Origin of the sequence: Streptomyces chartreusis NRRL 3882, assembly GCF_900236475.1 — a bacterium.
Lineage (GTDB): Bacteria > Actinomycetota > Actinomycetes > Streptomycetales > Streptomycetaceae > Streptomyces > Streptomyces chartreusis_D.
In genome coordinates this window covers 3,160,485-3,180,614 of record NZ_LT963352.1, presented here as the reverse complement: position 1 = coordinate 3,180,614, position 20,130 = coordinate 3,160,485, and the positions used below count along the sequence as shown (strand labels likewise).

At 70.6% G+C, this 20,130-nt stretch carries 16 protein-coding genes and 1 pseudogene; 15 read left to right on the top strand and 2 right to left on the bottom strand.

Going from position 1 to position 20,130, the window contains the following annotated elements:
* The first annotated feature begins 128 nt into the window (after positions 1-128).
* The 7 genes and pseudogenes from typA to SCNRRL3882_RS41720 all read left to right on the top strand — a co-directional run.
* Positions 129-2,036: a translational GTPase TypA gene (typA, locus tag SCNRRL3882_RS14050; RefSeq protein ID WP_010047846.1), complete on the top strand. Its 1,908-nt coding sequence runs from the start codon at positions 129-131 to the stop codon at positions 2,034-2,036.
* 615 nt (positions 2,037-2,651) lie between these two features.
* A complete protein-coding gene (locus SCNRRL3882_RS14045; protein ID WP_010047844.1) occupies positions 2,652-4,292 on the top strand; it encodes a peptide ABC transporter substrate-binding protein in 1,641 nt (546 codons plus the stop codon).
* Between the two features lie 146 nt (positions 4,293-4,438).
* Positions 4,439-5,365 (top strand): ABC transporter permease, encoded by a 927-nt coding sequence (locus SCNRRL3882_RS14040; protein WP_010047843.1) that lies wholly within the window; start codon positions 4,439-4,441, stop codon positions 5,363-5,365.
* On the top strand, positions 5,358-6,326 hold the full coding sequence (locus tag SCNRRL3882_RS14035; RefSeq protein ID WP_010047839.1) for an ABC transporter permease: 969 nt from the start codon (positions 5,358-5,360) through the stop codon (positions 6,324-6,326). Before SCNRRL3882_RS14040 ends, SCNRRL3882_RS14035 begins: the two co-directional genes overlap by 8 nt.
* 11 nt (positions 6,327-6,337) lie before the next feature.
* On the top strand, positions 6,338-7,396 hold the full coding sequence (locus SCNRRL3882_RS14030) for an ABC transporter ATP-binding protein (protein WP_010047835.1): 1,059 nt from the start codon (positions 6,338-6,340) through the stop codon (positions 7,394-7,396).
* Positions 7,389-8,537: an ABC transporter ATP-binding protein gene (locus SCNRRL3882_RS14025; RefSeq protein ID WP_010047833.1), complete on the top strand. Its 1,149-nt coding sequence runs from the start codon at positions 7,389-7,391 to the stop codon at positions 8,535-8,537. The genes SCNRRL3882_RS14030 and SCNRRL3882_RS14025 overlap by 8 nt, the downstream gene beginning before the upstream one ends.
* Before the next feature lie 73 nt (positions 8,538-8,610).
* Positions 8,611-8,781, top strand: a pseudogene (locus tag SCNRRL3882_RS41720) (glyoxalase); the annotation flags it as partial.
* Between the two features lie 165 nt (positions 8,782-8,946).
* Here the strand turns inward: SCNRRL3882_RS41720 and SCNRRL3882_RS14015 are convergent.
* Positions 8,947-11,070, bottom strand: coding sequence for a S9 family peptidase (locus SCNRRL3882_RS14015; RefSeq protein WP_029181737.1), 2,124 nt, complete (start codon positions 11,068-11,070; stop codon positions 8,947-8,949).
* 178 nt (positions 11,071-11,248) lie between these two features.
* Here SCNRRL3882_RS14015 and SCNRRL3882_RS14010 point away from each other — a divergent pair, with 178 nt between their 5' ends.
* The 8 genes from SCNRRL3882_RS14010 (at position 11,249) to SCNRRL3882_RS13975 (ending at position 19,164) form a co-directional block, all read left to right on the top strand.
* Entirely contained in the window at positions 11,249-11,443 is a 195-nt protein-coding gene (locus SCNRRL3882_RS14010) for a hypothetical protein (protein ID WP_010047829.1), read from the top strand.
* Between the two features lie 26 nt (positions 11,444-11,469).
* On the top strand, positions 11,470-12,330 hold the full coding sequence (gene mshB, locus SCNRRL3882_RS14005) for an N-acetyl-1-D-myo-inositol-2-amino-2-deoxy-alpha-D-glucopyranoside deacetylase (protein ID WP_010047828.1): 861 nt from the start codon (positions 11,470-11,472) through the stop codon (positions 12,328-12,330).
* Complete coding sequence (locus tag SCNRRL3882_RS14000) at positions 12,327-12,737, top strand: DUF6113 family protein (protein ID WP_010047826.1); 411 nt, start codon at positions 12,327-12,329, stop codon at positions 12,735-12,737. Before mshB ends, SCNRRL3882_RS14000 begins: the two co-directional genes overlap by 4 nt.
* A 156-nt stretch (positions 12,738-12,893) precedes the next feature.
* Complete coding sequence (locus SCNRRL3882_RS13995; RefSeq protein WP_173937251.1) at positions 12,894-15,587, top strand: hypothetical protein; 2,694 nt, start codon at positions 12,894-12,896, stop codon at positions 15,585-15,587.
* Between the two features lie 154 nt (positions 15,588-15,741).
* The gene (locus tag SCNRRL3882_RS13990; protein ID WP_040904329.1) at positions 15,742-16,653 is read left to right on the top strand and encodes an ABC transporter ATP-binding protein; all 912 of its coding nucleotides are present in this window, start codon (positions 15,742-15,744) and stop codon (positions 16,651-16,653) included.
* Complete coding sequence (locus SCNRRL3882_RS13985; RefSeq protein WP_010047819.1) at positions 16,650-17,390, top strand: ABC transporter permease; 741 nt, start codon at positions 16,650-16,652, stop codon at positions 17,388-17,390. Before SCNRRL3882_RS13990 ends, SCNRRL3882_RS13985 begins: the two co-directional genes overlap by 4 nt.
* Positions 17,387-18,553, top strand: a complete 1,167-nt coding sequence (locus SCNRRL3882_RS13980) for a sensor histidine kinase (protein WP_010047817.1) — start codon at positions 17,387-17,389, stop codon at positions 18,551-18,553. The genes SCNRRL3882_RS13985 and SCNRRL3882_RS13980 overlap by 4 nt, the downstream gene beginning before the upstream one ends.
* Entirely contained in the window at positions 18,550-19,164 is a 615-nt protein-coding gene (locus SCNRRL3882_RS13975) for a response regulator transcription factor (protein ID WP_010047815.1), read from the top strand. The genes SCNRRL3882_RS13980 and SCNRRL3882_RS13975 overlap by 4 nt, the downstream gene beginning before the upstream one ends.
* Before the next feature lie 91 nt (positions 19,165-19,255).
* On the opposite strand, the gene SCNRRL3882_RS13970 is transcribed toward SCNRRL3882_RS13975, so the two are convergent.
* Positions 19,256-20,107 (bottom strand): transglutaminase-like domain-containing protein, encoded by an 852-nt coding sequence (locus tag SCNRRL3882_RS13970; protein ID WP_010047813.1) that lies wholly within the window; start codon positions 20,105-20,107, stop codon positions 19,256-19,258.
* Positions 20,108-20,130 lie beyond the last annotated feature (23 nt).

The following is a 20,130-nucleotide window of genomic DNA, read 5'->3' as shown; positions in this document are numbered from 1 at the left end:
CCGGCTCACCCCAGCGGTAGCGGACCCGTACCATGGGGTGAGGCCGTGGCATGTTGAGCCCGGCAGGGCCCGCGCACCACCGACGTACGCGCAGGGCATTCCTCACCACTCCGGGAGTACGCCTCAATATGGCCACGCGCCACGACATCCGCAACGTCGCCATCGTCGCCCACGTCGACCACGGCAAGACCACCATCGTCGACGGCATGCTGAAGCAGGCCGGCAGCTTCGCCGCGCACCAGCTCGACTCCGTCGACGACCGCATGATGGACTCGAACGACCTGGAGCGTGAGAAGGGCATCACGATCCTCGCCAAGAACACCGCGGTGAAGTACCACCCGAAGGACGGCGGGGACCCGATCACCATCAACATCATCGACACCCCCGGCCACGCCGACTTCGGCGGCGAGGTCGAGCGCGGTCTGTCGATGGTCGACGGCGTCGTCCTGCTCGTGGACGCCTCCGAGGGCCCGCTGCCGCAGACCCGCTTCGTGCTGCGCAAGGCGCTCCAGCAGCGGCTGCCCGTCATTCTCTGCATCAACAAGACGGACCGCCCCGACTCGCGGATCGACGAGGTCGTCAACGAGACGTACGACCTGTTCCTGGACCTGGACGCGGACGAGGACCAGATCGAGTTCCCGATCGTCTACGCCTGCGGCCGTGACGGCATCGCCTCCCTCACCAAGCCGGAGGACGGGACGGTCCCCTCCGACTCCACCAGCCTGGAGCCGTTCTTCTCCACGATCCTGGAGCACATCCCGGCCCCGACCTACGACGAGGCAGCCCCGCTCCAGGCGCACGTCACCAACCTCGACGCCGACAACTTCCTCGGCCGTATCGCCCTGCTGCGCGTCCAGCACGGCGAGCTGAAGAAGGGGCAGACGGTCGCGTGGATGAAGCGCGACGGGTCCGTCCAGAGCGTGCGGATCTCCGAGCTGATGATGACCGAGGCGCTCACCCGCAAGCCGGCGGAGAAGGCCGGCCCCGGTGACATCTGCGCGGTCGCCGGTATCCCGGACATCATGATCGGCGAGACCCTGGCCGACCCGGAGAACCCGGTCGCGCTGCCGCTGATCACCGTCGACGAGCCGGCGATCTCCATGGTCATCGGCACCAACACCTCCCCGCTGGTCGGCCGCGGCGCCACCGGCAAGGGCGCCGACAACAAGGCGGCGGTCAAGGACCGCAAGGTCACCGCCCGCCAGGTCAAGGACCGCCTCGACCGCGAGCTGATCGGTAACGTCAGCCTCCGCGTGCTCGACACCGAGCGCCCGGACGCCTGGGAGGTGCAGGGCCGTGGCGAGCTGGCCCTGGCCATCCTCGTCGAGACCATGCGCCGCGAGGGCTACGAGCTGACCGTCGGCAAGCCGCAGGTCGTCACCAAGGACGTCGACGGCAAGGTCTACGAGCCCGTCGAGCGCATGACGATCGACGTCCCCGAGGAGCACATGGGCGCCGTCACGCAGCTCATGGGCGTCCGCAAGGGCCGCATGGACAACATGTCGAACCACGGCTCCGGCTGGGTCCGCATGGAGTTCGTCGTGCCCTCCCGCGGCCTCATCGGCTTCCGGACCGAGTTCCTCACGCAGACCCGCGGCACGGGCATCGCCCACTCCATCCACGAGGGCTTCGAGCCCTGGTTCGGCACGCTCCAGACCCGTAACAACGGCTCCCTGGTCGCCGACCGCGCCGGTGCGGTCACCGCCTTCGCGATGACCAACCTCCAGGAGCGCGGCGTGCTGTTCGTCGAGCCGGGCACCGAGGTGTACGAGGGCATGATCGTCGGCGAGAACTCCCGCGCCGACGACATGGACGTCAACATCACCAAGGAGAAGAAGCTCACCAACATGCGGTCCTCGACGGCCGATGTGACCGAGTCGATCGTCCCGCCGCGCAAGCTGTCGCTGGAGCAGTCCCTGGAGTTCTGCCGCGACGACGAGTGCGTCGAGGTCACCCCGGAGGCCGTGCGCATCCGCAAGGTGAACCTGGACGCCCGCGAGCGCGCCCGCGCCGCCAGCCGCGCCAAGCACGGCTGACACCTGCCGTTCGACGACACCGGGCACCCCGCCTCGCGGGGTGCCCGGTGTCGTCGTAAAGCGGAGGGAACGCGAAGGGAAGGGTTAGGGAAAACCCTCGATTTGCCGGGGACGGCCGTCCGGAGCGCCCCGTTCGCACTACCCTGCTGCGGAAGTGCCGCGCTCTGCCCGCGCACAGGCCCGTACAACGGCCTTGCGGTGGAGGCCTCTTGAGCGCGCGACGAGTGCGCGACAGCCACCGGTGGCAGCCTGCACGGCAGCCACGGCAGCCGCAAGCGGTATATCTCATTCTCGCGTCCGGAATGCGGACACGCGCCACCGATAGATGTGTAACAAGTCCGTTTCGCAGGGATCTTTCACCAAACCCTTTGTCCGGATTTTGGAAGAAGTAGGCGCGAGCTGTGATCGAACCGAGACCTCGAGAGTGTGGTTCGCTCCTGGCGCATGGCAGATAGTTAGGCGCGTAGAGCTCGGATGAACGGGTCATGCGCTGGAGGCGGCGCCGACTCACGAGCGCGGGGGCACCTGACGAAATCCGGCACCGGCGACGGGCGGTGGCGGTGATCTGTCCTGTGCTCCCTTTGCGGTGAACCAATGACTTCATAGGAGGAACCCATGCGCGGTGCCAAGAGCGCCAAGTGGGTCGCGGGGGCGATAGTCGTCGCCCTGGCCGCCACCGCCTGCGGCGGCGGCGACGACAGTGCCGGCGACGACATGAACAAGGGGAAGGCCGACCCGAACGGCATCGTCACTGCGCAGCTGAGCGAACCCCAGAACCCGCTCCAGCCGGCCAACGCCAAGGAGAGCCAGGGCAGCCGTGTCCTGCGCACGATCTTCGCCGGCCTGGTCGACTACGAGCCCGGCACCGGCAAGCTCGAGTACGTCAACGCCGAGTCGGTCACGCCGAACGACGACTCGTCCGAGTGGACCGTGAAGCTCAAGCCGGGCTGGAAGTTCCACGACGGCACCCCGGTCACCGCCAAGTCCTACGTGGACTCCTGGAACTGGTCCGCCAACATCAAGAACAACCAGACCAACTCCAGCTGGTTCTCCGACATCGTGGGCTTCGCGGACGTGCACCCGGAGAAGGGTGAGCCGAAGACCGACAAGATGTCGGGCCTGAAGGTCGTCGACGACAACACCTTCACCATCAAGCTGACGCAGCCGGTCTCGTACTTCGCGTACAAGCTGGGCTACGACGTGTGGGCGCCGCTGCCCGAGGCCTTCTTCAAGGACCCGAAGGGCTTCGGCGAGAAGCCGGTCGGCAACGGCCCGTACAAGTTCGTCTCCTGGGAGCACAACAAGCTCATCAAGGTCCGCAAGTTCGCGGACTACAAGGGTCCGAACGCGGCCAAGAACGGCGGCATCGACTTCAAGAACTACACGACCGCCGACGCCGCCTACTCGGACCTGCGCTCCAACAACGTGGACTGGATCGAGCAGGTCCCGACCACCGCGCTGGCCAGCTACAAGACGGACCTCGGCGACCGCGCGATCGACCAGCCGTACTCGGCCGTCCAGTCGATCGTCCCGGCGTTCTACACCAAGCAGTTCAAGGACATCGACCCCAAGGTCATCCAGGGTCTGTCCATGGCGATCGACCGCCAGACGATCACCAAGACGGTCCTCCAGGGCACGCGTACCCCGGCCGACTCCTACGTCGCCCCCGGCGTCCTCGGCTACAAGAAGGGCGCGCTCGGCGACGTCGTCAAGTTCGACCCGGCCCAGGCCAAGAAGCTCATCCAGGAGGGTGGCGGCGTCCCGGGCAACAAGATCCAGATCCAGTACAACGCCGACCAGGACCACAAGCCGTGGGTCGACGCGGTCTGCAACTCGATCCGCAAGTCCACCGGCGTGGAGTGCACCGGCGACCCGAAGGCGACCTTCCAGGCCGACCTCGACGCCCGTGACGCCCACGAGGTCAAGTCCATGTACCGCGGTGGCTGGGTGCTCGACTACCCGGTCAACTCGAACTTCATGCGCGACCTGTACGGCACCACGTCGGCCGGTAACACCAGCGGTTACTCCAACAAGGAGTTCGACAAGCTGAGCTCCGAGGCGGACAAGGCCGGCTCGATCGACGAGACCGTGAAGCTGTACCAGGACGCGGAGCAGCTCCTCGCCAAGGACATGCCGGCGATCCCGCTCTGGTTCTACAAGGTCAACAGCGGTCAGTCCACCAACATCCTGGGCAAGATCAAGTACGGCCAGGACGGTGACCCGATCTTCGACTCGATCCAGGTCAAGCAGAAGTAAGAAGACGACCGCAGGCCGGTGCCGCCCCTCCCGGAAAAAGGGGAGCGGCGGCACCGGCCCGTAGGCACAGGCCTCCACCTCACCCCCTCACCTGCGGTAGATGAGTGCGCAGGCCTCGCCGACCCCTCACGGCATGGAGGCGCAAGATGGGGCGCTACGCCGCCAGGCGACTGCTCCAGATGATCCCGATCTTCATCGGGACAACTCTGTTGATCTTCTTGATGGTCCACATCCTGCCGGGCGACCCGGTCCGGGCCATCTACGGGGACAAGGCTCCCGATCCCGCACAGATCGCGCAGATCAAGCGCGAGTACGGCTTCGACAAGCCCGTCCTCGAACAGTACGTCCACTACATGTGGAATCTCCTCCAGGGAGACTTCGGCAAGAACCTCGCCGGCCGTCCGGTCACCGAGCTCATGTCCGAGGCCTTCCCGGTGACGCTGCGGCTGACGCTGCTGGCCATCACCATCGAGATCGTCATCGGTGTGGGCCTCGGCGCCTGGGCCGGTCTGAGGGCCGGCAAGGCCGCCGACACCGGTGTGCTGGTCTTCACCCTGACGGTGATCTCCATCCCGGTGTTCGTCCTCGGCTTCATCGCCCGGTTCATCTTCGCGGACGAACTCGGCTGGCTGCCGCCCAACGTCCAGGACTCCACGGACTTCTCGCAGTTGTTCCTGCCGGCCTTCGTCCTCGCCATGCTGTCCATGGCGTACGTGGCCCGGCTGACCCGGACGACCTTCGCCGAGAACCTGCGGGCCGACTACATGCGCACCGCGCTCGCCAAGGGCCTGCCCCGGCGCCGCATCATCGGTGTCCACCTGCTGCGCAACTCGCTGATCCCCGTGGTCACCTTCGTCGGCACCGACGTCGGCGGCTTCATCGGCGGCGCGGTCATCACCGAGGGCATCTTCAACATCCAGGGTGTCGGCAACCTCCTCTACAGGGCGATCCAGACGAGCGAGGGCTCGACGGTCACGGGTGTGGTGACGGTGCTCGTCCTCGTCATCCTCCTGATCAACCTGCTCATCGACCTGCTGTACGCGGTCCTGGACCCGAGGATCCGGTATGCCTGACGTGACCAAGGCCCAGACCACCGACTCCGCGGCCGTGGACGCCGTGGCACCGCCGGCCGTCGACGTCCCCGCCAAGGAGAGCGGCAAGAAGAGCGACAAGCCGCGCTCCCTGTGGGGCGACGCCTGGTACGACCTGCGGCACCGGCCCATGTTCTGGATCTCCTCGGTGCTGCTGCTCCTGCTGCTGGTGATCGCCGCCTTCCCCGGCTGGTTCACCAGCGTCGACCCGCGCGACGGCGACCTCGTCCACCACTACCTGGGCAAGCCGGAACTGGGGCACTTCTTCCAGCCCGACTGGTTCGGCTACGACCAGCAGGGCCGCTCCATCTACGCCCGCGTCATCCACGGCACCCGCGCCTCCATCCTCGTGGGCGTCGGCGTGACCGCCGCCGTCACGTTCCTCGGCGGACTGCTCGGCATGCTGGCGGGCTACTTCGGCGGCTGGATCGACTCGGTGATCTCCCGGATCGTCGACATCTTCTTCGGCCTGCCGTTCCTGCTCGGCACGATGGTCGTGCTGAACGCCTTCACCGAGCGCAAGGTGTACGTGGTCATCCTGGCCCTGGCCTCGCTGGGCTGGACCTCGATCGCCCGGGTCACCCGCAGCTCGGTCATCACGGCCAAGCAGGCGGACTACGTGACGGCGGCCCGGGCACTCGGCGCCGGCACCCCGCGGATCCTGTTCCGCCACGTGATGCCGAACGCCATCGCGCCGACCATCGTCGTGGCCACGATCGCCCTCGGCGGTTACATCTCCGCGGAGGCGACGCTGTCGTTCCTCGGTCTCGGCCTCAGCGACCCGACGATCTCGTGGGGCATCGACATCTCCGAGGGCAGCAAGGTGATCCGGGACAACCCGCACACGCTGCTGTTCCCGGCGGGCATGCTCAGCCTCACGGTCTTCGCGTTCATCATGCTCGGCGACGCGGTGCGCGACGCCCTTGACCCGAAGCTGCGCTGAGGAGGGCGTACGTGACCACCATCGAAGAGACCCGTAACGTGCCCGAGCCGCGAGGCGCGGCCGGCGGCGACGTTCCCCTGCTCGAAGTGCGCGACCTGCACGTCGAGTTCCACACCCGCGACGGCGTGGCCAAGGCCGTCAACGGCGTCAACTACACCGTGAGCTCCGGCGAGACCCTCGCCGTGCTCGGTGAGTCCGGCTCCGGCAAGTCCGTGACCGCCCAGGCGATCATGGGCATCCTCGACATGCCGCCCGGGCGGATCCCCAAGGGCCAGATCCTGTACCGGGGCGAGGACATGCTCACCATGTCGGGCGACGCCCGGCGCAAGATCCGCGGCAGCAAGATCGCGATGATCTTCCAGGACGCGCTCTCCGCGCTGAACCCGGTGCTGTCCGTCGGCTACCAGCTCGGCGAGATGTTCCGCGTCCACCAGGGCCTGAGCAAGAAGGACGCCAAGGCCAAGGCGATCGAGCTGATGGACCGCGTGAAGATCCCGGCCGCGAGGGAGCGCGTCGGCGACTATCCGCACCAGTTCTCCGGCGGTATGCGCCAGCGCATCATGATCGCGATGGCGCTCGCCCTGGAGCCGGACCTGATCATCGCCGACGAGCCGACCACGGCCCTCGACGTGACGGTCCAGGCGCAGGTCATGGACCTGCTCGCGGAGCTCCAGCGCGAGTACAACATGGGCCTGATCCTGATCACCCACGACCTCGGCGTCGTCGCCGACGTCGCGGACAAGATCGCGGTGATGTACGCGGGCCGGATCGTGGAGACCGCCCCGGTGCACGAGCTCTACAAGCGGCCCGCGCACCCCTACACCAAGGGTCTGCTCGACTCGATCCCGCGCCTGGACCAGAAGGGCCAGGACCTGTACGCGATCAAGGGCCTGCCGCCCAACCTGACCCGCATCCCGTCCGGTTGCGCCTTCAACCCGCGTTGCCCGAAGGCGCAGGACATCTGCCGTACGGAGGTCCCGCCGCTGCACCCGGTCACCGAGCGGGACGGCGGCGAGCTGGTCGGCCGCGGCAGCGCGTGCCACTTCTGGAAGGAGACGATCCATGGCTGACCTGGAGAAGACGGACGAGTCCATGGACGCCACCCCCAACGTCACCGAGGTCGAGACGGTCGACGCGGCCACCGACGAGGAGGCCGTGGCCGCGATCGAGGCACCGGTCGAGCGCGGTGAGCCGATCCTCCAGGTGCGCAACCTGGTGAAGCACTTCCCGCTGACCCAGGGCATCCTGCTGAAGCGTCAGATCGGCGCGGTCAAGGCCGTGGACGGGGTCTCCTTCGACCTGTACCAGGGCGAGACGCTCGGCATCGTGGGCGAGTCCGGTTGCGGCAAGTCCACGGTCGCCAAGCTGCTGATGATGCTGGAGACGGCGACCGCGGGCGAGATCTTCTACAAGGGCCAGGACATCACCAAGCTGTCCGGCCGCGCCCTGAAGGCCGTCCGCCGCAACATCCAGATGGTCTTCCAGGACCCGTACACCTCGCTCAACCCCCGTATGACGGTGGGCGACATCATCGGGGAGACCTTCGAGATCCACCCCGAGGTGGCGCCGAAGGGCGACCGCCGCCGCAAGGTCCAGGACCTGCTGGACGTGGTCGGTCTCAACCCGGAGTACATCCACCGGTACCCGCACCAGTTCTCGGGCGGTCAGCGCCAGCGCATCGGCATCGCCCGCGGCCTGGCGCTCAACCCCGAGATCATCATCTGCGACGAGCCGGTCTCCGCGCTGGACGTGTCCGTCCAGGCGCAGGTCATCAACCTGATGGAGAAGCTCCAGGACGAGTTCAACCTGTCCTACCTCTTCATCGCGCACGACCTGTCGATCGTCCGGCACATCTCGGACCGGGTGGGTGTGATGTACCTGGGCAAGATGGCCGAGATCGGTACGGACACGGAGATCTACGACCACCCGACCCACCCCTACACGCAGGCCCTGCTCTCCGCGGTCCCGGTCCCCGACCCGGAGTCCCGCGAGGGCCGCGAACGCATCATCCTCACCGGAGACGTCCCGTCCCCGGCCAACCCGCCCTCGGGCTGCCGCTTCCGCACCCGCTGCTGGAAGGCCCAGGACAAGTGCGCCCAGGAGGTCCCGCTCCTCGCGGTCCCCGAGCGCTTCAAGGGCGAGGACACCCCGGCGGCCCACGAGTCGGCCTGCCACTTCGCCGAGGAGAAGGACGTGGTCCACGCGGCCTGACCGCCCACTCCCGGTTCCCGGCAGCCCTGATGGGGCGCCGGGAACCGGCATTGGAGGACCGGTCCTGGGCCACGGCCGCAGCCGGCGCCTCGGGCCGACGTGCCTCGTCGTCGAACAGCCATCGGCGGTGGACGCCGCCGAGCACGACCGCATGCGGCCCGGGCTCAACCACCTCGCGTTCCACGTGGGACCTGCCGCGTGGGTCGACGCGCCGGCCGTCGAGGCGCCCGCCCACGGCTGGACACCCCGGGGCGCACACCGCCGCAAACCCCCGCGAACTGCGTTAACACGCAGGCAACTTCGCCGACCCGATTCCGATATACGGACGCGTCAGGCTGAACAGCGTACGGCCGTGCGGGTGCCGTAAACGGGCCGGGGCGCGCCATGTCGCCCCGGCCCGTTGCCGTGCTCAGTCGCCGGTGATCCCCAGGGACCGCTTCAGGAAGTCGACCTGGAGCAGGAGCAGGTTCTCCGCTACCTGTTCCTGTGGGGTGATGTGGGTGACCCCGGACAGCGGCAGCACCTCGTGCGGGCGGCCGGCGGCCAGGAGGGCCGAGGAGAGGCGCAGGGCGTGGGCGACGACCACGTTGTCGTCGGCGAGGCCGTGCACGATCATCAGCGGGCGGTGCGGCTCGGCGGGGGAGGTGAGACCGTCCGCCGTGACGAGGGAGCTGCGCGCGTACGCGTCCGGCTGCTCGGCCGGAGTCCCCAGGTAGCGCTCGGTGTAGTGCGTGTCGTACAGGCGCCAGTCCGTCACCGGCGCGCCCGCGATCCCCGCGCGGAAGACGTCCGGGCGGCGCAGCACCGCGAGGCCCGCCAGCCAGCCGCCGAAGGACCAGCCGCGGATCGCCACCCGGGACAGGTCCAGCGGATACCTCTTCGCGAGGTCCTCCAGGGCCTCCACCTGGTCGTCCAGGGTCAGCGTGAAGTCGTGGTGGATCCCCTTCTCCCAGGCGGGGGAGCGGCCCGGGGTGCCCCGGCCGTCCGCGACGACCACCGCGAATCCCTGGTCCGCGAACCACTGCGAGGTGAGGTGCGGGTTGTGGGCCGCGAGGACCCGCTGCCCGTGCGGCCCGCCATACGGGTCCATGAGCACCGGCAGGGGGGTGTCACCGGCGTAGTCCCGAGGCATAAGCACGGCGCACGGGATACGCCGTGCGCCCCCCTCGGTGAGCGTCACGCGGGGGGACATACCAGGATCTTCGGCGTACGACGGGACAACAACCGTCGGTTTCCCGTCGCGCAGTACCTGCACCCGCGCACCTGGCCGATCCAGCGTCGCCGAGACCAGAACCGTGACGTCCCCGGCGCGCACCGCCGAGTGCACGCCCGGCTCCTGCGAGACCCGCTCCACCCCCAGCTCGTTCACCCGGTACACATGCACCTGGCCCGTCTCCGCCTCGGTGGCCTCCTCGCCCGCCGACGCCGAGAGCAGCACGTCGTCGTCGGAGACGTCCAGCACGGCCCGCACGTGCAGCTGCGCCCCCGTGAGCGGCCGGTCCCCGACCGCCAGCAACCGCACACCGCCCTCGTCCGCGATCCGCACGAGCTGCCCGGACGGACTCCAGCACGGCACCCCGGCGAAAAGATCAAGCCAAGTTCGATCTTCGTCGGCGTGCACCAGACGCGTCGCGCCCGACTCCGGATCCACCGCGAGAATCAGCTGGCTGCGCTGGTCGCGCGCCTGTACGAGCAGCAGCGGCGCGCCCGCCGCTGACCAGTGCACACGCGCCAGATACGGGTACCGCGCCCGGTCCCAGGCGACCTCCGTGCGCGCCCCGTCCAGCCCGATCACGAACAGCCGTACGTCCGCGTTGCCGGTGCCCGCCGCCGGATACGCCACCCGCTGCGGCTCCCGTTCCGGATGCGCCGGGTCGGAGATCCACCACCGCGCCACCGGAGTGTCGTCCGCCCGCGCCACGAGCAGCCGGTCCGACTCCGGAGCCCACCAGAAACCGCGCGACCGCCCCATCTCCTCGGCCGCGATGAACTCGGCCAGTCCATATGAGACATTTTCCGACTCCGGCTCGGCGAGCGCCCGGTCGCCCTCCCCCTCCGCGCCCACGACGCGCAGCGCACCCTGCGCGACATAGGCGACATGCCGTCCGTCGGGCGACGGACGCGGGTCGATCACCGGCCCGGGCGTGGGCAGTTCCCGCGCCGTCCCGGCCCGCAGCTCGGCCGCGAAAAGCCGCCCTGACAAGGCGAAAGAGGCCAACTCGACGGCTGTATCGGTGGCATACCCGACGATGCCGGCGCCACCCTCCCGGCTGCGCTCACGCCGGGCGCGTTCCTCGCGCGAGAGATCCTCCGAGGCACCGCCCAGCAGGGCGCGCGGGTCGGCGGCCACGCGCTCCCCGCCCTCCTCCGTGTCGAGGACCCACAGGGAGTTCGCCCGGTCCGTACCGGAACCGGAGCGCAGGAACACGACACGTGAACCATCGGGCGCCACAGTGAACGAACGCGGCGCGCCGAGCGTGAAGCGCTGGGTACGGGCGTGCCGTCGGGGGAAGGAGTCAGGCTCGGTCGTCATGCCCTGACCATATTGGCCATGCGCCCCCTTGTGCGGCCATGCGCCGATCGATGCGCACGGACGGATAGTTATGATCAATGACGCATAGTGGGTATGAACCTGCTGGCTGTTGTACGGATTTGATGCCCCCATAGTCCGACCCCCCCGCGCCCTCGTGGATCTTTGGAGGTGAGCCGCCGTGGCACTCTCGATTTCGGCGGTGGTGCTGCTGGCGATCATCGTCTTCCTGCTCATCAAGAAGTCAGGACTGAAGGCCGGGCATGCGGTGGTGTGCATGCTGCTCGGCTTCTACCTCGCCTCCTCGACGGTCGCTCCCACGATCAACGAGCTGACGACCAACATCGCGGGCATGATCGGCAGCATCAAGTTCTGACCGGGTGACCTCGTAGGGTGGGTCCCATGACGGAACTGCCCGACCGGCGTCTGCTGCTGGTGCACGCGCACCCGGACGACGAGTCGATCAACAACGGCGCGACCATGGCCAGGTACGCGGCCGAGGGTGCCCACGTCACCCTGGTCACCTGCACCCTCGGCGAACGCGGCGAGGTCATCCCGCCCGAGCTCGCGCACCTGACCGGTCCCGCCCTGGGCCAGCACCGCCGCCGGGAACTCAACGCCGCCATGGCCGAGCTCGGCGTCCAGGACTTCCGCCTGCTCGGCGGCGCCGGACGCTACAGCGACTCCGGGATGATGGGCCTGCCCGACAACGACGACCCCGGCTGCTTCTGGCAGGCCGACGTCGACGAGGCCGCCGCACACCTCGTCGAGGTGATCCGCGAGGTACGCCCCCAGGTCCTCGTCACCTACGACGACAACGGCGGCTACGGCCACCCCGACCACATCCAGGCCCACCGCGTCGCCATGCGGGCCGTCGAGCTGTCCGCCGAGGCCGGCCGGCCGATCCCGAAGGTCTACTGGAACCGGGCCCCCCGGTCGGTTGTGGAGCAGTCCTTCGCCCGGCTCAGGGAGGACCTGCCCGGCCTCCCCTTCGGCGAGGCGGCGGACGTCGACGACGTACCGGGCGTCGTGGCCGACGCACGGATCACCACCGCGGTCGACGGCACCGCGCACGCCGCCGCCAAGGCCGCCGCCATGCGCGCCCACGCCACCCAGATCACGGTGTCCGGGCCGTACTTCGTGCTGTCCAACGCACTCGCCCAGCCGATCCTCACGACCGAGTACTACGAGCTGGTGCGGGGCGAGCGGGGCCCCGGCGAGCGGGAGACGGACCTGTTCGCCGGTGTCGAGGAGGCCTCATGAGCGACCGCAGTCCGATGCTCGCCCAGCCGATGCGGCCGCCCTCCGTCGGCCGGGTCGCCGCCTGCGCGGGGTTCTTCCTGCTCGGGACCGTGGTCGGCGCGGCCGGGGCACTGGTGCAGCCGGGGTGGTTCCCGGGCGGGCTGCTGCTCGCCCTCGCCGGTGAGGCCGGGCTCGTCCTCGGCGCGGCGCGTGTCACTCGCGGGCGGGCCGGGGGTGTCGCGGCCGCCGCCGGCTGGATGCTCGCCGTCGTCCTGCTCACCGCCAGCCGCCCGGAGGGCGACTTCCTCTTCGCGGCGGGCGGCGGCTCCTATCTCTTCCTGCTCGGAGGCATCGGTGTGGCTGTGATCTGCGCCACCCTCGCCCTGGGGCGGCAACCGGACGGAGACCACGTCCGACTTGGCAAGTGACGTACCACTTCGCCAGGACGCGCGCGTGGGGGTCCGGTGTGGGTTTCCATAGCGGTCATGGGATACAGGCCAGAAGTGGCCAGTATGGTGGTGCGCGCCGCCGAGCTGCCCGCGTGAGGTTGTGTCGGGCGGCGGAGCCAACCGGGAGAACCTGCCTTGAGTCGTGAAACTGACACTCCGTCCTCCGGGCCCAACGGGCGCGGCGGAGCCGCCTACCCGTCGGGTACGCCGCCGTACGGGACCCCGGCGGTCTCCGACGGCGGTACGGAAGCGGGCCGTTCGGCCACGCGGCCGGAGGAACGCAAGACCGAGACCACGCTGACGACCCGGATCCGGATCAACATCCCCGGGTCACGGCCCATTCCGCCGGTGGTGGTGCGCAAGCCCGTCGCGGATGCGGAGGGCTCCGGCGACACCAGTACCGGTTCCGGCGCGGGAGCGGGCACCGAAGCGAAGGCCCCGGGCGCCGCCACGCCCAGGGGCACCGGCACGGTCGAGCCTTCCGCCGAACCCGCCCAGTCGGCCGACGACAAGCCCACCAGCGACTGGTTCGCGCCCCGCAAGTCCGGCTCGGGCAAGCCCGCTCAGGACGGCGGCTCCACCAACGGGGCAGGTCTGCCGGGCGGTTCCGGGGGTACCGGCTCGGGCGGCCCCGCTGCGGGCGGCTCCGGCGCGGGCGGTTCCGGTGCCGGGCGGCCCGGAGGCGTGGTCGGTTCCATGAGCAGGCCGGGCGGCTCCCGGTCCGGCGGCACGAACGGTGCGGGGCTTCCCGGCGGTGCGACCGGCGGCCCCGTCGCGCCCGGGCACGGCGGCGGCACGGGCTCCTTCGACGTCACCGAGGCACTGGCGGCGGGCCCGCTCGGCAACGGTTCACGTCCGGCCCCGGGCACGGACGGTGGCGAGACGCGCCGCGACGACCTGCCGTACTTCTCGGAGAACGACCGCCTCGGCCAGAACGGCCAGGGCGGCTACGGCGGCCAGGGCGCTCCCCATGGCTTCGGCGACGCGGGCGGCCCCGGCGTCCAGGGCCCGGCCGGCCCGACGGGCGGTCCGGTCACCGGCGACGGCCCGTTGGCGCCACCGGCCGGCGGCCCGGGCGGCCGGGGCGGCTTCAACGAGCAGGGCGGCCCCGGCGGGCCCGGCGCTTTCAACGAGCCTGGTCGTTCCGGTGGCCCCGGTGGCTTCAGTGAGCCGGGTGGTCCTGGTGGCCCGGGCAGCTTCGACGACCCTGGTCGTTCCGGTAACTCCGGCGGCTTCAACGAGCCTGGTCGCTCCAGTGGCCCGGGTGGCTTCAGTGAGCCGGGTGGTCCTGGTGGCCCGGGCAGCTTCGACGACCCTGGTCGTTCCGGTAACTCCGGCGGCTTCAACGAGCCGGGCAGGCCCGGTGCCCCCAGTGCCTTCGACGAACCCGGTGGCCCCGGCGCCCCGAGCGCCTTCAACGACCCCGGCCGACCGCGCGGCCCCGGCGCGCCTGCCGGTCCCGGAGCCATAGGCGGCCCCGCCGGCCCGGGCGGCCCCGGCGCACCTGCCGGTACGGCCAAGCCCGGCGGCCCTGGCGGCCCCGCTGGTCCTGGCCCCGGAGGTCCCGGTGGTCCCGGCACCGCTGCTCCCACCGGCCACGGCGCCGCAGGCCACGGCCAAGGCCCCGGGGGCGGGATGAGCGACGACACCGCCATCCTCACCCCGCAGAAGCCGGCCCCCGAGCCTCCGGACGGCCAGGGCTACGCCGCCCGGCACGACAACGTCTCGGGGCACACCGTCACCAGCGGCATCCCCGTCGTACCGCCCGGCGCGGGCTCGTCGTTCGGTCCGGGCGCGCCCGGTGACGGCCCGGTGCCCCACACGGCCCCGAAGCTGCCCGAGCCGGTCTCCCCGCCCCCGGCCAGCTCCGCGAAGGCGCCGAAGAAGAAGGGGCGCAACAAGCTCGTGCTGCTCGCCGCCGGCCTGGTGGTCGTGGCCGGTGGCGTCTACGGCGCCGGGCTGCTGATGAACCGCACCGACGTGCCCAAGGGCACCACGGTGCTCGGCGTCGACATCGGCGGCACCACCCGTGACGGCGCGGTCAAGAAGCTCGACGACGCCTTCGACGACCGTGTGGGCAAGCCGCTGAAGCTGTCGGTGGACGGCAAGACCGTGTCCCTCGACCCGGACAACGCCGGACTCCAGTTCGACATGGACGCCACGGCCGACGCGGCGGCGAAGAGCGACTACAACCCGGTCTCCGTGATCGGCTCGCTCTTCGGCAACCACCGGGTCGTCGCCCCGGACATGCCCGTCGACGAGGAGAAGCTGCACGCCGCCCTGGAGAACGCGGCCGGCGGCTCCGGCTCGGCGAGCGACGGCACCATCAAGTTCGAGGGCGGCAAGGCCGTCCCCGTCTACGGCAAGCCGGGCAAGGGCATCGACGTCGCCAAGGCGACCGCGTCGATCGAGGAGGCGTACCGCACCCAGGTGGAGACCGGCTCGGCCGGCACGGTGAACCTCCCGACCACCATCCGGCAGCCGACCGTCTCGAACGCCGAGGTCGACCGGATGCTCAAGGAGTTCGCGCAGCCCGCGATGTCCGACCTCGCCACCGTTCGCACCGACGCGGCGCACAGCATCGACTTCGGCCCCGTGTCCCTGCCGAAGATCCTCGGTTTCAAGGCCGTCGACGGCAAGCTGGTGGACACGTACAACCTCAAGGCCCTCCAGGAGGCGTACGGCAAGACCTTCGAGGGGGTGCAGATCGAGGGCGCGAGCGGGAAGCGCGACGTGACGCCGCAGGACGTCGTCACGGCCCTGCGCAAGGCCCTGCGAGGCAAGACGCCCGCGGAGCGCGTCGGAGTCATCGACACCAAGCCGAACTGACCTCCGGCCACCCGCCGCACGAGAGCCCCCGCCCGGTGAGGGCGGGGGCTCTCGTCGTCCCCCCCCGGTCATCCCGCGGGCATGACATCTGTCATGCGGCACTCCGGACGCCCGGCACTGCCCCCGCCCACACCCCCGAAGCCACGATGGCCGCATGACAACGACAGCCTCGGTGGTCGCGTTCGACCAGGTGAGCAAGGCATACGACGCCGTCCGGGCGGTGGACGCACTGACCCTGACCCTGCGCCCGGGGCAGACCGTGGCGCTGCTGGGCCCCAACGGCGCCGGCAAGTCCACCACCCTCGACCTGCTCCTCGGCCTCAAGAAGCCCGACAGCGGCACGGTCCGCCTCTTCGGGACCAGCCCCCGGGACGCCATCGTCGCCGGGCGGGTGGGCGCCATGCTGCAGAGCGGCGGGCTGATGGACGAGGTCACGGTGGCCGAACTGGTGCGGCTCGCCTGCGACCTGCACCCGAAGCCGTACCGGCCCTCCGAGGTGCTGTCCCGCGCGGGCATCGAGCAGATCGCCGACCGCAAGGTCAACAAGCTCTCCGGCGGTCAGGCCCAGCGCGTCCGCTTCGCCCTCGCCACCGCCGGGGACAGCGACCTCATCGTCCTGGACGAGCCCACCACCGGCATGGACGTCACCACCCGCCAGGCCTTCTGGGCCACCATGCGCGAGCAGGCCGACCAGGGCCGGACCGTCCTCTTCGCCACCCACTACCTCGAAGAGGCCGACGCCGTCGCCGACCGGGTCCTCGTCCTGCACCGCGGCCGGCTCCTCGCCGACGGCACGGCGGCCGAGATCAAGGCCAAGGCGGGCGCCCGCCGCATCTCCTTCGACCTGGCGGGCACCGTGGACGAGGCCGCACTGCGCGACCTGCCCTTCCTGACCTCCCTGACGGTCTCCGGCCGGACCGTCCGCATCCAGTCCACCGACGCCGACGCCACCGTCCACGCCCTGTACGGCCTCGGCGTCTACCCCCGCAACCTCGAAGTCGCCGGGCTCGGCCTGGAGCAGGCCTTCGTCGCGATCACGACCGCCGAGGAGGCGAAGTCGAAGTGAACAGCCTGATCAAGCTGGAACTCACCCGCGCCCTGCGCAACCGCAAGTTCCTGTTCTTCTCCGTGATCTACCCGTCGGTCCTGTTCCTCATCATCGCGGGCAATGCCGACAGCACCACGAAGGTCCCCGGCAGCACCCTGACCCTCCCGACCTACATGATGGTCTCCATGGCCTCCTTCGGCGCCCTCACCGCCGTCCTCATGGGCAACAGCGAACGCATCGCCAAGGAGCGCGAGGGCGGCTGGGTACGGCAGCTGCGCCTGACGACGCTGCCGGGCCGGGGCTACGTCCTCGCCAAGACCGCGAGCGCCGCCGTCGTCAGCCTGCCGTCCATCGTCATCGTCTTCGCCGTCGCGGCCGCCGTGAAGGACGTACGCCTCGACGCCTGGCAGTGGCTCGCCCTCACCGGCGCGATCTGGGCCGGCAGCCTCGTCTTCGCCGCGCTCGGCGTCGCCCTCGGCTACCTGGCCAGCGGCGACGCGGTCCGCCCGATCACCATGATCACCTACTTCGGCCTGTCGATGCTCGGCGGCCTGTGGATGCCGACCACGACGTTCCCGGGCTGGCTCCAGGACATCGCGAAGTGGCTCCCCACGCACGCGTACGCTGCCCTGGGGCAGGCCATCGAGCAGAGCCGCGCCCCGCACGTCCAGGACCTCGTCGTCCTCGTGGTGTCGTTCGCCCTGTTCGCGGGCGGCGCGGCCTGGCTGTACCGGAAGGACACCCTGAAGGCGTGAGCGGCGTCGGGTTCGGTATCGGGCAGCGCCCGGTGAACCGCAGGCAGCGCGTGGTGAAGTCACTGTGGACCGGCATCTGGCTGGTCTACCTGAGCGCACCCGTCACCGACCTGCTGCACGGCGGCCACGGCACGGGCGTCCGCGTCCTCGGCTGGATCGGCCTGGCCGCCTTCGTCGCCTGGTACATGCTGCTGGTCTTCCGCACCGGCCGGGGCGAGCGCAACAGTCTGGTCCTCGGCTCGCTCGGGGTGCTCGCCGCCCAGTCCGCGCTCCTCGCCCTCACTCTGGGCCGAGAGTGGCTGGTGCTGTTCGTGTACGTCTCGATCGCGTCCGGCGCGGCCCTGCCCCCGCGCTTGGCCCGCTGGACCATCCCAGGGGCGTGCGCGCTGCTGACCGCCGTCGCGCTCGCGGTGCCGGGCGGTAAGTCCTACCTGGCGAGCCTGCTCATCCCGGCCCTGCTCGGCGGCTTCGCGATGACCGGCGTACGCGAGCTCGTACGCACCACCATCGCGCTGCGCGAGGCCCGCGCCACCGTCGCCCAGCTCGCCGCCAACGAGGAGCGCCTGCGCCTCGCCAGGGACCTGCACGACCTGCTCGGCCACTCCCTCTCCCTGATCACGCTCAAGAGCGAGCTGGCCGGCCGCATGCTGCCCGACCACCCCGGCAAGGCGGCCCAGCAGGTCGCCGACATCGAGCAGGTCAGCCGCCAGGCCCTCGTCGACGTACGCGAGGCCGTCACCGGCTACCGCCGCCCCCGCCTGAGCGCCGAACTCGCCGGTGCCCGGGTCGCCCTGACCGCGGCCGGTGTCGCCGCCGAACTGCCCGCCGAACCCGACCTCACCGGTGTCCCCGAGGAGAGCGAGTCCGCCCTCGCCTGGGCGCTGCGCGAGGCGGTCACCAACGTCGTACGGCACAGCGGCGCACGCCGCTGCGCGGTCGAGCTGCTGCACCGCCAGACCCTCGACGGACCGGTGCTCGAACTCGCCGTCGAGGACGACGGCTCGGGCGGCCCGGGCGACGGCCACGGCAACGGCCTCACGGGCCTCACCGAACGCCTCACCAAGGCGGGGGGCACCCTGGAGGCGGGCCCGCTCAAGCACGGCTTCCGCCTGGTCGCCCGCGTGCCCTCGGCCGGACCGGCGGACGTAGGATCCCCGGCATGAGCCGCACGATCAAGGTCCTGCTCGCCGAGGACCAGTCGATGGTCCGCGAGGCCCTGGCCGCCCTGCTCGGCCTGGAGGAGGACATCGAGGTCGTCGCCCAGGTGGCCCGCGGCGACGAGGTCCTGGGCGCGGCCCGCGAACACGCCGTCGACGTGGCCCTCCTGGACATCGAGATGCCCGGCGCGACGGGCATCGAGGCCGCGGCCCGCCTGCACGCCGAACTCCCGCACGTGAAGCTGGTGATCCTCACCACCTTCGGCCGCCCCGGCTACCTCCGCAGCGCCATGGAGTCCGGCGCCGACGCCTTCCTGGTCAAGGACGCCCCCGCCGCCCAGCTGGCCGAGGCGATCCGCAGGGTCCTGACCGGCGAACGCGTCATCGACCCCACGCTCGCGGCCGCGGCCCTGGCGGAAGGTGCCAACCCGCTTACGGAGCGGGAACGAGAAGTCCTCCGAGCAGCGGCAGACGGCTCCACGAACGCGGAACTGGCAGCATCCCTGCACCTCTCCCAGGGCACGGTCCGCAACTACCTCTCCACGGCCATCCAGAAACTGGCAGTGAGGAACCGTGCGGAGGCGGTCCGGGCAGCCCGCGAAAAGGGCTGGTTGTAGTCCGACATTTCCAGGGGCGCGGGGAACTGCGCGATCAACCACGAACAACCCGCACACGCCCACCTCACAAGACCCCTACGGCGACAAGGCCTCAGTTGAGCATCGCCCGGGCCGCGTGCGCCTCCCCCCGCACCCGCTCAGCGGCCCCCTCGTCCACCGCCCCCACGACCTCCGCATAGGCCTCCAACTCCACGGCCCCGCCCAGAAAGTCCCCCCGCCCCACCAGCAACCGCGCCCGCTCGTACCGCAGCCGAGCCGGATGCGAGGGCAGCAGCAACGACAACTCGACCGCCCACAGCGCCACGTCCGACCGCTCCGGCCGAGCCGCCGCCCAGGCCCGCACGTTGTTCAGAATCCGCAACACCACGTCCAGCGGGTCGGCCGGCCGCAGCATCGACGGATCCAGGTGCGTCCCCGTCGCCCCGGCGACCAGCAGCTCGGCGTCCGCCCCCGTCAGCACCCGCCCCCCGTCGAACGGATCGGCGAGCACCTGCCCCTCGTCCGGCCCGAAGCCGACGACGAAATGCCCCGGCAGCGCCACGCCGTAGACCGGCGCCCCGGCCCGCCGGGCCACCTCCATCCACACCACGGACAGCAGGATCGGCAGCCCACGACGCCGCACCAGCACCTCGTGCAGCAGTGAGGACTCCAGGCGCTGGTAGTCGGCCGGGGCGCCGTGAAACCCCATCCGGTCCCCGAGCAGCTCCCGCAGGGCGACCGCCCACGCCCGCGGCTGTCCGGGCCGGTACGGCAGCAGCCCGGCCAGCCGGTCCAGCTCGACCTGCGCGGCGTCCATGCCCGCCTCGTCCAGCGCGCCGTCCGCCACCGCGCCCACCAGCAGGCACAGCGTCGACAGATCGGGCCGCTCGGACCGGGCCTCTTCGGCGAACCGCCGCCGCAGCTCGGCGGAACGCTCCGGGGACGGTGGGTAGGGGGGACGCATACCTGGCTCGTGCCCTCTCACGA